At 71.2% G+C, this 11,242-nt stretch carries 11 protein-coding genes; 2 read left to right on the top strand and 9 right to left on the bottom strand.

What is annotated here, in order from left to right; genetic code table 11:
- Nucleotides 1–6 precede the first annotated feature (6 nt).
- From O4J56_RS17825 to O4J56_RS17785, 9 genes are all read right to left on the bottom strand, one after another.
- The gene (locus tag O4J56_RS17825) at nt 7–723 is read right to left on the bottom strand and encodes a hypothetical protein (protein WP_270687098.1); all 717 of its coding nucleotides are present in this window, start codon (nt 721–723) and stop codon (nt 7–9) included.
- Between the two features lie 14 nt (nt 724–737).
- The gene (locus tag O4J56_RS17820; protein WP_270687097.1) at nt 738–1,256 is read right to left on the bottom strand and encodes a DUF4913 domain-containing protein; all 519 of its coding nucleotides are present in this window, start codon (nt 1,254–1,256) and stop codon (nt 738–740) included.
- Nucleotides 1,256–2,989: a type IV secretory system conjugative DNA transfer family protein gene (locus O4J56_RS17815; protein WP_270687095.1), complete on the bottom strand. Its 1,734-nt coding sequence runs from the start codon at nt 2,987–2,989 to the stop codon at nt 1,256–1,258. The genes O4J56_RS17820 and O4J56_RS17815 overlap by 1 nt, the downstream gene beginning before the upstream one ends.
- Before the next feature lie 3 nt (nt 2,990–2,992).
- Nucleotides 2,993–4,417, bottom strand: coding sequence for an ATP/GTP-binding protein (locus O4J56_RS17810; protein WP_270687094.1), 1,425 nt, complete (start codon nt 4,415–4,417; stop codon nt 2,993–2,995).
- Nucleotides 4,418–4,546: 129 nt separating this feature from the next.
- Nucleotides 4,547–6,049 (bottom strand): SCO6880 family protein, encoded by a 1,503-nt coding sequence (locus tag O4J56_RS17805; protein WP_270687092.1) that lies wholly within the window; start codon nt 6,047–6,049, stop codon nt 4,547–4,549.
- The gene (locus O4J56_RS17800) at nt 6,036–7,673 is read right to left on the bottom strand and encodes a hypothetical protein (RefSeq protein WP_270687091.1); all 1,638 of its coding nucleotides are present in this window, start codon (nt 7,671–7,673) and stop codon (nt 6,036–6,038) included. The genes O4J56_RS17805 and O4J56_RS17800 overlap by 14 nt, the downstream gene beginning before the upstream one ends.
- A 13-nt stretch (nt 7,674–7,686) precedes the next feature.
- Entirely contained in the window at nt 7,687–8,487 is an 801-nt protein-coding gene (locus tag O4J56_RS17795) for a hypothetical protein (protein WP_270687090.1), read from the bottom strand.
- A 44-nt stretch (nt 8,488–8,531) separates the two neighbouring features.
- Nucleotides 8,532–8,840 (bottom strand): hypothetical protein, encoded by a 309-nt coding sequence (locus O4J56_RS17790; RefSeq protein WP_270687089.1) that lies wholly within the window; start codon nt 8,838–8,840, stop codon nt 8,532–8,534.
- Nucleotides 8,841–8,873: 33 nt separating this feature from the next.
- Nucleotides 8,874–9,488 (bottom strand): DUF6668 family protein, encoded by a 615-nt coding sequence (locus O4J56_RS17785; protein WP_270687087.1) that lies wholly within the window; start codon nt 9,486–9,488, stop codon nt 8,874–8,876.
- 269 nt (nt 9,489–9,757) lie between these two features.
- Between O4J56_RS17785 and O4J56_RS17780 the strand changes: the two genes are divergently transcribed.
- Both O4J56_RS17780 and O4J56_RS17775 read left to right on the top strand, forming a co-directional pair.
- Nucleotides 9,758–10,846, top strand: coding sequence for a hypothetical protein (locus tag O4J56_RS17780; RefSeq protein ID WP_270687086.1), 1,089 nt, complete (start codon nt 9,758–9,760; stop codon nt 10,844–10,846).
- Between the two features lie 3 nt (nt 10,847–10,849).
- The coding region (locus tag O4J56_RS17775) for a hypothetical protein (RefSeq protein WP_270687085.1) at nt 10,850–11,242 on the top strand (393 nt) is incomplete at its 3' end.

Here is an 11,242-nt window from a genome sequence, read left to right as displayed (position 1 = left end):
GGCGCTTCAGCGGCCCATGGCGGCCTCGGCCTGGAGGCCGCGCCCACGCGCCCGCATCCCGCTGGCCGTGAGGCGCCTGGAGGCGTGCACCGCCTCTTGTGGGGGCCGGGCGTTCATCGCATCGGCGCTCAGCCGCCCCGCGATCAGAGCCTCGTCCACTCCGGCCCCGCGCATCTGCTCGGCGAACTGCTCGCGCCGCTCGGCGGAGTCGTAGGCGGGGCGTTCCTCCTCGGTGTCGGCCGCGCGCTCCTGTTCCTCCTGTTGCTCGGCCTCGGGGGCGGGCTCGGGCTGGTCGCGGTCGTGCTCGCCGACGGCCTGCTCCAGCTTGTCCTGGACCTCCTCGCGGGTGGGGGTGCGCAGGTCCACGCCGTAGCGCTCGCGCACCTCCTCGTAGATCACATCGTCCAGGCGGTCCGCCTCGTCTTCGTGGTCGCGCCAGGACAGGGCGATCTGGTATGCCTCGGCGACCTTGGCGGGTGTGGCCTCCTGCTCCCACCACTGCTCGTCTTCGACCACGGCGAGCAGCTCGTGCTCGCGTTCCCATTTGGCCTCATAGCGCCTGCGGGCCTGTTCGCGGTACTGCTTGGCGACCTGGTGATTGTGGTGGATCTGGCGCAGCGCCCACAGGCCTCGGGAGAACGAGTGGCCCAGGTCGCGGGCGCTGCCCAGCAGCTGGTGCAGCTGCCGGTCGAAGGACTCTTCGATGCCGTCGGTCTCGTTCATGGTGCTCGGGCTCCTCACATGGTGCGCACGTCGGGGAACAGGCCCGCGGGCGGGGGCTCGTAGGGCAGCGGGGCCCCGGCCTTGTTCTCGTCCTCGCTGGCGGCGAAGGGCCCGTCGGGGTCGAACAGCTGCTGCATGTGGTAGTCGGCGTGGTCGCGCCACCAGGTGCTCATCCCGGTCGCGCCGTCCTGTCGCAGGTTCTCCCAGGCCCGCCACAGCGCCTCCAGGCGGGCGATCGCCTCGGCGTTGCGCCACCACTGGGCCGACCACCGGCGTGAGCCGCGGGGGCCGACCTTGCGCCGGTAGAGGTGGATCAGCATCTCCCGGACGAAGTCGTCGACCGAGCCGTAGAACAGCTCGGGTGTCTCCTCGCCTTCGCCGGGGTCCTGGTCGCCGCCGCCGTCCTGTTGCTGCCCCCACGGGCCGGGCTCTTCGGGCCGGGCCTGGTCGGCCTGGCCGCTGTCGGGGACCGGGACGCTGTCGACGAAGGCCATCATCTCGGCGAGCGCGTCCTCGTACTCCTTCTCGCGCATCAGGCTCCCTGGGGTTCGTGGGCGGCGATGGACTTCTTGACGGCCTCGGCGTGCTCTCCGGCCATCCACGGCACCGTCTGCACCAGGGTGGGCGGCACGCCGGAGGCCAGGACGACGGCACGGCCGCGGGGCATGGCCCCCAGGTCGGCCACGTCCATGGTGGTCATGTCCGACAGCGAGCGGGTGGTCGAGCGCCCGTCGGAGGAGACGTTCGCCGAGACCGAGCGGCGGTCGTGGTCACCGATGAGCTGGGAGAGCTCTTGGAGGAAGCTGACCTCGGAGACACCGCCGCCGTAGACCTTGACGTTGGCGGCCGACCAGAGCTTGTTCATTCCGGCCTCGCCCCACACCTCCACGCCTTGGGACCAGGACTGCAGGATCGCCATCAGCACGATCCCGCGGCTGCCGAAGTGGGAGTACTGGCTGGGCAGCTCGGTCCACCGGCACACGTTGGCGATCTCGTCCAGGACTCCGAGCAGCGGGTTGGCCAGGCGCCCCCCGGGGGAGCGGGCCCCCAGCTCTTCGGCGGCTTCGACCACGGCCACGGTCAAGGCGGCCACCAGCGGCCCGGCACTTCCCGCGCCCTCTTTGGACAGGCTGTACAGGGTGTGGCCGCCTTCGGCGAAGGCGTGCGGGTCGAAGTGGGGCCGGTCGTCGTCGGGTCCGGTCCGGCTGATCCAGGGAGCGATGGTGGTGCTGGTCAGGCAGGCCAGCATCTGCCGGGCGGTGCCGAAGACACCGGCGCGCTGCTTGTCGGGGGCGTTGACGACCCCGGCCAGGCCGTCTGCCTGCAGCTTGTAGCCGTGTTCGGAGAGGATGCCCACCGCGGTCTCGTCGGTGGGCCGTGCGCTCCAGGTGTAGACGTCGGTGATGGGGCGCTTGTCCAGGGCGGCGGCCAGCAGCAGCCAGGCCACCAGGTTGCGCCCTTCGCCGTCGAAGTAGGCGTCGGTCTGGGCGGAGGCGTCGCGGGTGCCCGCGGCGAAGAGCGCGGCCATCTGGTCGGCCTTGACCTCGTCGGTGACGTAGGTGAGCGGGTCCCACCACCAGGTGGGCTCCTCGGTGGCTACCCTCTGGGGGTCGAAGACCCACGGCTCGTTGCCGGTGATCTCCCTGCGCACGTCGCGGGTGGCGTCGGTGGCGTCGCGCTTGTTGGAGGTGACCAGCACGCTGGAGGCGGCAGGAGCGGCCAGGATCGCCGGGATGCCGCGGGAGGTGGTCTTTCCGGTGCGCGGGCCCCAGATGTCGATGTGCATGTCCTCCCAGGAGCCGTAGAGCATCCGCCGGCCGTCCACGGTGCGACCGATGGGCACCCCGGGGGCACCGCGCACCCCCAGGCGGCGGGCGGTGGCCGAGGCGCCCTCCTCGGTCAGCGGCTGCAGCTCCTGGCCAGCGCCCATGTAGGCGGCCGCGGTGTCCACCCGGGTGCGCTTAGCCTTCTTTCGGCGGCGCAGCCACAGCCCTTGCCCGGTCGCCGCGGCCACGAGCGCGAGCTGGGCGGCGGCCGCGGCGGTGGCGCCGCCGGTCCACCGGAGCTGCCCCAGCGCCAGGTGCAGCACGAGGGTGAAGGGGTTGGCGGGCGGGTCCTGGGGGCTCCCGGTCAGGGCGTGGGCCAGGTGCATCGATGACCACACCCCGCCCACCAGCACGAGTGCCAGCGCCAACAGGACGATCAGGGCGATGGTCTCGGCGCCGATGGCCGAGGGCTGGGACGTTCGGCGGTCGGAGGCGGGCACGGGCTACTCCTGTCCGGTCGGGGCGGAGGCTCCGATGCGCGAGGCTTCGTGCCAGAGCTTGTTGGTGTCGTTGATCGTGGCTTCGGCTGCAGTCAGGTCCACGTGCACCGGCAGGCCCGGCCGCCCGCCGACCTTGATCAGGAAGTTGCCGCGCCCGGGCGGGGCGCCCTCGCGGCCGGTGGTCGCGTCCCAGGCCGGGGGGTCCTGCCAGCTGGCCAGCAGCTTCTGCTCGGCGCGCGACATGTTCACCGCGGAGTTGAGCAGGGGCATCTCGGCCTCGGGCAGTCCGGCGCAGATGACCATTCCGGCCCGCTCGACGAAGCCCTTCGCCATGGCGCGGTCTTCCTCAGTGGGCAGGGCCATTAGGTCGCTCATGGTGTGGGAGATCTCGGCCATGGCCACACCGAGCTGGCGGTTGAGCCGGGTCAGGGCGTCCACCCGGCCCACCATCCCGGCCCCGGCCCGCAGGGCCCGCCACAGCTCGTCGAGCACGACGAAGTAGTGGCGCCGCGGCGCGAGGCCGGCATCCGCCAAGGCGTGGGCCACGGTCACCGCGCCGAACCCGCTGGACCAGCACGCCAGCAGCACAGCCGCTTGCAGGCTGCGCTCCGACTCCTCGATGGCAGACACGTCGAATACCACGGGCCGGTCGAGGCGCATCGGGTTGGTGGTGGGCTTGGAGAAGATCTCGCCCAGACGACCTCCCCCGCCCACCAGCCCGATCAGCGAGGCCTCTAGGTGCTCGGTGATCTCGCGGTAGCGGTCCATAGACCCGCGGTCCAGAGCGACGTGGCGGACCTCATCGGGGGCGTCTTGGACGACTTTGAGCAGGTCGGCCAGCACGGGGGCGCTGTCCTGGTCGTGGCGCTCGTCCAGGACCTGCAGGGCCCGGTCCAGGATCGTCTCCTCGCGGTCTGTGGGCGGGGCCGAGCGCACGATGGTCAGCAGCGCCGAGACCATGTTCAGGCGCCGCCCGTGGGCGTCGGCCATGACGCGGGTGCGGGCACTGCCGGTCAGTCGGCGGGCGGCCGAGCGGGCCTCGCCGGGATCGAGCACATTCAGATGGCCCCGCCCCCGGCCCAGGCTGATGACCTGCCCACCGAGCGCCTCGATGAGGTCGACGTAGTCGGGTTTGAGGTCACCCAGCACCAGCGGCTGCACCCCGTACCCAGCCAGTCCCAGCGCCATACGGCGCACGATCGTGGACTTGCCCAGCCCGGGTTTGCCCAGGACGAACACCGAAGGGTTGGAGATGAGGTTGGCGCGCTGAAACCAGGAGATGGGGTCGCAGCACAGTGTGGCTCCGGTCTGCAGACTGCGTCCCAGGGGCACCCCGACCATGGGGGCGCTGGCGCCCACCGCGAACGGCCACAGCCCGCACACCTGCACGCTCGTGCCGCGGTACTCGTCCAGGTGGGGGATAGTCACGGCCGCCCCGCCACCGCGGCCGGGCCACCCGCGCGGGCCCGGGCGGCGCGGGCGCACTTGTTCCGGCTTGGCGGCGCGGTCGGGCGCGCTGAAGTCGGCCCTGTTCTTCTTTGTTCGCACGGGCGCCTCTTAGAGCTGGTTGCGGATTTCGGCGGGGATGCGCGCGTGCTCGGGCAGCACCAGGCCCAGCGGCAGGCCCGCCAGGAACGCGCTGTCCTGGGACCCGTAGGCCGGGCGCAGCCGCAAGCGGGCGGTGGCCGACAGGTTGTCCACGGCCGCCCGGGCGCGGGCCAGACGGTCAGGGTCGGTAACGGTGGAGGTGACCACGACCCCGAAGTTCACCAGCGCCGCCCCGCGCGCCTCCTCGTTGGCGGTGGCCTCGGCCATGCGGGTGGCCAGCACGTCGCGGGCGGTGGGCTTGCGGTTGGAGGAGGCGTTGAACATGGCGTGGCGCAAATCGGCCTCGACCGCCCCGGCGGCCCGGGCTGGGTCCAGCGGGCGGTAGAGCAGGCTGACGCGCTTGCGGTCGATGTCGGGGTGGGGCTGCAGCAGGCGGGTTAGGACCGACGACTGCACGGTGCCGCGGGGTGCCTCGGTCATGGTCCAGCTGACGGAGGTGGCGCTGTCGTGGCGGTAGTCCTCCCAGAAGGCCTGGGCTGCGGCGGGCCCCACCTCGGTCCAGGACAGGTCGACGTTCTCACCGTGGGCGCGGGCCTGTTCGAGTAGCGGCGCCGAGGCCGGATCGTAGGCGGCGCGCACCACCTCGCACAGCTCGGCCGCCCCGAGCGGCCGGGCGGCCCCGGCTCCGGTGGCGGCCAGGTTGCCGGTGAGCCCGGGCAGGCGCGAGGACAGGTCCAGGCCGACCTCCTCGGGGGTGCGGCGCTTGCCGTCGGCGCCAGCAGCCTTGAAGGTCAGCGCGATGTAGGCACGGACCAGCGACGACCCGCTGGGGTAGGTGCGGGCGACCTCAGTGAGCATGGTGCGGGCCAATTCGGGGGCGTCGGGGTCCAGGTTGTCGTGGACCTCGCGGTGCAGCCGGTGCCCGGTGTCGGGAGCGGTCTCGATGGTGACCTGGGCCGCGACCAGGCCGGGCTCCTCGGCCAAGTTGCCGAGCCACTGGCCCCACCCGGCCACCCAGCTGTCGACCTGCTCGGGATCGACCAGGGCTGCCCCGTCGGGCTCGGAGCCCAGCACCACGGTGTAGTGGGCGGCGAAGGGGACGTGCAGCAGGGCGAAGGGGCGGGCGTAGGCGTCGGTGTGCTCGCTCAGGCGCGAGGGCGCGGCCAGGCCGGGCAGCTGGTAGGTGCCCCACCCGGTGCGCGCCAACGGCCCGGAGCGGTACAGGTGCGCGCCCATGGTGCGCGTGTTGGACCAGGCAATGCGGCCGGAGGCGCGGGCCAGCAGGCTGCGGCCGTGGCGGTCCTTGACCAGCAGGACCGCCAGCACCGCGCCCAGCAGCGCCAGGGATACCGCCCCGGCGAACAGGCCCGCGGTCATCACCATCAGGACCGTGATGAGCATGCCCACCATCAGCAGGACGGTGCCCAAGCTGCCCAGCCCCATCAGCCCGGCGCTGCTGGGGCGGCGCCAGTTCCCGTAGGTGCGGGGGGTGTGCTGTTCAGTTGCTGCCATTGGGTCCCTCTGCTGCCTCCTGGGCGGTGCCCTGGGCGACGTCGTAGGCGGTCTGGACGGCCTGCTGTCCGGCCTGGGCGGCCGCGCCGACCGGGGTCGCGCCCGCCGCACCGGCTCCAGCGGCGCCTTCTGCGACACCCGCGCCACCGGCGGCACCGCCGCCAGGCATCGCGGCCTGGGGGTCAGCTCCACCGGGCACCGGGTTCTGCGGGCCAGCGCCTGTCCCGTCCTGCTGTTCCTGCGACCCCTCGGGCTGCGGCTGGCCCTGCTGCTCGCCCCCGGCGGCACCCGAGGGGGCGTGCCCGGCCCCGGAAGGGTCGGCGCCCGGACCGCTGGAGGGCGGCGGAGGGCCCCCTGAATTGCCGGATTGGGCCGAGCGCTCCACCGCCCCGGTGGCCATCTGCCCTCCCGCGGCAGCGGCCCCTGCCACCAGCGCCGCACCGCCTCCACTACCTCCGCCCAGCGAAGCGGCCGGGGCGACGAGCTTGATCAGGGCGGGCAGTACCAGCAGGGCCGCGATCATCAGTGACAGGCCGACAATGATGTTCATCATCTGCTCGAGCGCACCGTCACCGCTGGTGTCGCCCACGAGCAGGAACGCAGTGGCGTAGACGATGGCCGCGGCCGGTTTGTAGAGCACAAGCGCGAGCATCCACCCGCAGTAACGCTTGAACGCTTCCCGGCCGGTCTCGGTGTTGGTGACGGCGGCGACCAGTGGCCAGGCCCCAGCCATGACCACGAGGAGCCCGTCGCGCACGATCAACAGGACCATCTGCAGCATCCCGGTGATCATGGCCAGCGACCCCAGGGTGATGGCGATGATCACGCCGAATGCCGGGGTCCCCACCACGCTGGCTAGCCCCAGCATGGACAGCACGCGGTCACCGAATTCCACATCGTTGTTGTCGGAATTAACCATCCAGTTGCTGAAGCCGTCGGCGATCGTCAACAGGATGCTCAGCGCGGTCAGTCCGGCACCGGAGACTACTACCAGCGTCAGCAGCGACCGGAGCAGGTCCTTACCGGGTTCCGCGCGCTGCTCCCAGGCCATCTTGGCGGCGCCGATGATCAGCGAGAGCACCACGGCGGCGGCCACGAAGTAGTACAGGCGCTGCTGGATGGTGACCACTGCGTCGCCCCCGTCGACGATCGGCCCGGACCCCAGGAGGACCTCGGCGATCTTGGAGGAGGCGCCTACGATGACCGCCGAAACGAGGATGATAGTGACTCTGCCCAGGTACTCGCCGCCCTCGCCGCGGCGGGCACGCAGTGCGATCATGGCCCCGGCGATGATCAGGGAGCCGACGATCACCGCGAGCGCGATCCAGGACACATATCCCAAAAGGGTGACCAGGCCGTCCCCGGCCTGTGCCTCTGACGGAGGCATCTCCGCCGGGTAGCGCTCGGGATTTCCACTGCTGCCACCGATGCTGTTGCCGCTGGACAGGCCCATCCACCCGGTGGTCATCGCCTTGACGGTGAAGGACACGCCCTCGGCGACCGCCTTGTAGAGGGTGTCGAGCGCCTGACCGGCCGCGCTGCCGATGAGCTCTTCGACGCTCTCCTTGGTGCTACACCCGAACTGGTACCAGGAGCACTCGCTCGCGTTCTCTTCCTCATCCATCCCGAGGCCCTTGTCAGAAGTCGGGACCGGCGCCGGTGGGCCAGTAGCCGGTCAGCGACTGCAGCTCGGTCATGGGAATCACCATCTCGCCGTTCTCGTTGGTGACCACCCGCCAGTCCCCCTCCTCCCAGCGCAGGTCGATCACCGCCGAGGTGTAACGGTCCTCGGCGCCCTCCATCTGCGGCTGCAGGGCCAGGTCCACCCGGGCACGGTCGTGGCCGTAGGTCAGCAGGCGCGCCCCGGCGATCAGCGTGCGCGTGTCGTCGCGCCCTTTGCCCTCTTCCTCCAGGCGTTCCAGGGCGCGCTCCTTGCCCTCGCCCTCGGCGTACATCTCCTGCATGACCTCTTCGATCACGGCCGGGTCGGAGGTCATGGCGGCGTAGTTCGCCCCGGCTGAGACCGCCCCCTCGGGGCTCTTTGCGTAGCAGTGCCGCCACCCGCCGGGGCTGGTCTCGGCCGGGCCGTGCCCGGGGACGGACGGGGCCTCCATCAGCCCCACCTGCTCCCAGGAAGTCTCCACAGGGAAGCCCTCGAAGGTGTCCTTCTCGGTCTCCTTGAGCCCGCAGCTGCTCTGCGATCCGTCGCTGCGCGGCACCTCGGTGGCCGTGGAGGGGGCCTCGTCCGGGTCGACTTGGCCGTCGCCCTGCATGTCCTGCTCGGCACTGGAGCCGCCGCGGTCGAGCAGGGTGGCGCCGGTGGCCACCACCCCGGCCACCGCGACCGCGCCGACCAGGGCCAGGGAGGCGATCACGCCCTTGGACTTGAAGGGGTTGGGGCGTTCGGGCTCACGGGGAGGGGGGGTGTCCTGACTCACGTGCTCCTCGTTCCTGTTCGTGGAGGGCGTAAGGCTCGGCCGTGCTAGGAGGAGGCGGCGCTGACCAGGCCGCTGATTAGTGCCGAGGCGGCACCGATGACGATCGCCCCTGCGCCCACCATCGCGAAGCGCTTCAGATGATCGCCGCCCTCGCCGCGCTGGATGCTGATCGCCATCGCGGCGCCAGCCATGATCAAGCCGCCGACGCAGGCCACTAGGCCGATCCAGAAGACCCAGCGCAACATCGTCAGGACCCCCTCGGATCCGGGCGGGGCCTCGCCAGCGCCAGGGTCGGGCACATCCAGGCCTCCGGCCAGGTCGAGAGCGGCCTGCGCCGTGGTGAGCACGTCCATCACGAGTTGCCTTTCTTCACGAAATCGGGGGGGTCAGGACGTCAGGGCGGTGACCTGGCCGAACATACGGCGCAGAGCGCCCGGCATGTCCTGGGAGTGGGGCTCGGACAGGCGCCAGGCCTCCACCCACGGCACTTGCCAGGTCCTGGGCACGGCTCCGGCCACCAGCTTCTCCAGGTCCCGCAGCGCTTTGGGTCGGCGCCCGGGGGCGTCGGCCACCAGGGCCAGGCCCAGCAGCGTGACCGGGACCTGTCCGGAGGCCCATTCGGTGGCCGCCGCCCGGGCAGCCGTCAACCCGCTGTAGTGGGTGCGGGCGACCAGTACCACGGGTGCCCGGCCGGATGTGGTCACCGGCCAGGCACCCCCGGCTTCGGCTCCTCCGCCGAGCCGGGCGAGTGTGGACTCGCCCGCCCCGCCGTGCACGCCCAGCCACCACACCTGGGCCTGGTGCGAGGGCTCCCGGCGCGGCAAGGGGGCCGGGGGCGGCGAGACGAAAGGCTGGGGCCCGGGCGGGCCGGTGGGCGGCCCGGGCTCTTCGGCGAACGCGACCAGCGGGGCGAAAGGGGCCTGCTCAGCAGGTTCAACAGGTGCGGCGGGAGCCATGGAGGCGGGTGGTGCCGCGCTCAGCCATGGGTTCTCATCGGCCATTGCCAGCCCCCTCCATTCGTCGACAGCATCATAAAGAGGCGAAATTCGCCCAGTTCACAGAGGCCCGTTCGGCCGCTAGACAATAGCCCATTGTGCCTCAATCGGAACGCTCGGCCACTCCAACCCCAAACGGATCACAATGCTACGGTGACTTACCGAATCTACTGGCGCTTCCCCTCCCCCGCCTGTTCCATCGGCTCCGCGGGCAGGCGGCGCCTCTCGGAGGGGACCCGTGCTTCCTTCCGCCCGCGGTACCCAGGAGGGGGATAGTGAACGGCGATTCCAAGGGTGGCCTGGTCGTTCTCGCCTCCATCGCCGTTCCAATGGCGCTCGTCGTCGGAGGCATCCTCTTCCTGTTCACCATCACCGGCACCACGGGCTACTGCAGCGCGACCTCCACCACCGGCGTCAGCCTCGACGAGGACGCCCTGCCCGAGGACGGGATCGGCGTGTGGGGGCCCAAACAGCTGGGCAACGCGGTCATCATCATGAACGTCGCCGCCGACATGGGCCTATCCACTCGCGACCAGACCATCGGCGTCATGACCGCCATGGGCGAGTCTTCGCTGGAGGTCATCGACCGAGGGGACGCTGCGGGCCCCGACTCGCGGGGCCTGTTCCAGCAGCGCGACAACGGCGCCTGGGGTACCTATGAGGACCGAATGGACCCTGTGCGCAGCTCAGAGATGTTCTTCGAACAGCTGGAGAAGGTGGAAGGGCGCGAGGACATGGAGCCGACCCTGGTCGCCCACGAGGTGCAGCGCAACGAGGATAAGTACCACTACGCCTCCTACTGGGAGGACGCCAAGCAGGTCGTCTCGCAGCTGTCGGGCGTGGAGGCCGAGGCGATCCCGATGAACACCCAGCAGTGCGTGGGGGTCGGCGGCGGGGGCGAACCGAACTTCTCCGGCGACTGCCGCCCGGTCGCCGACGGCATCCACGAGAGCGCCTGCAAAGCCTATGCGGCCCTGACCGCAGAGTTCGGCCAGTTCTGGGACGAGAACGGCGGGGTGGGGTGCCAGGACGACCGGGAGTGGGACAACGGAATGGGGGACCACCCGGTCGGGCAGGCCTGTGACTACATGATGGCCCCGGGCGGCGTCGTGCCGTCCCAGGAGATGCACCAACAGGCGCTGGTGGTGGTGCAGTGGATCATGGACAACCACGAGGCGCTCGACGTGAAGTACATCATCTACGACGAGGCCATCTGGAACCCCGACCAGGACGCCTACGGCCCCTGGGAACAGGTCAAGCGCGAAAAGGATGACTACGACGTTGACATCGTCGGAGTGACCGGCGCCCACATCGACCACATCCACCTGTCGACCGGCCCCTGGCACGGGGAGATGGGGAGGTAGAAGGTGAACCGCAACCCACACATCACCGCGCGCCTGGCCGCCGACGGCACCGGCGTGCTCACCGTGGACGGCGCCGAGCAGCCCGTCAGCGCCGACGATATCTCCCAGGCACGCACCCGCGTCATCGGACTGGTGGCCGAGCACGCCGCCGCGCTCGGCCGGGCACTTCCGCTGAGCGCCCACGAGCCCGACGGGCGCACCTTCAGTCTGCTCATCCACTCCGACGGGAGCGTGGAGGAGGCCCTTACCGAGGACACCCCGCCTCCGGCCCAGGCCGCCGCCGAGGAGTCCGGCCAGGCCCTCGGGCCAGCAGCCGCCCCGGCCGATCTGAAGCAGGGCGCCCTCCAGGAGCCTGCCCAGGACACTGCCGCGGCCGACGGGCCCACGGTGGACGCC

The organism is Nocardiopsis endophytica, assembly GCF_027706725.1.
Lineage (GTDB): Bacteria > Actinomycetota > Actinomycetes > Streptosporangiales > Streptosporangiaceae > Nocardiopsis_A > Nocardiopsis_A endophytica.
This window is presented reverse-complemented; position numbering and strand designations above follow the sequence as displayed.

Bases quoted from the DNA above. Each gene is read 5' to 3' on its own strand.
- O4J56_RS17825 (WP_270687098.1), bottom strand. From the start codon at position 723: ATGAACGAGACCGACGGCATCGAAGAGTCCTTCGACCGGCAGCTGCAC.
- O4J56_RS17800 (WP_270687091.1), bottom strand. From the start codon at position 7,673: ATGGATGAGGAAGAGAACGCGAGCGAGTGCTCCTGGTACCAGTTCGGG.
- O4J56_RS17820 (WP_270687097.1), bottom strand. From the start codon at position 1,256: ATGCGCGAGAAGGAGTACGAGGACGCGCTCGCCGAGATGATGGCCTTC.
- O4J56_RS17785 (WP_270687087.1), bottom strand. From the start codon at position 9,488: ATGGCCGATGAGAACCCATGGCTGAGCGCGGCACCACCCGCCTCCATG.
- O4J56_RS17790 (WP_270687089.1), bottom strand. From the start codon at position 8,840: ATGGACGTGCTCACCACGGCGCAGGCCGCTCTCGACCTGGCCGGAGGC.
- O4J56_RS17805 (WP_270687092.1), bottom strand. From the start codon at position 6,049: ATGGCAGCAACTGAACAGCACACCCCCCGCACCTACGGGAACTGGCGC.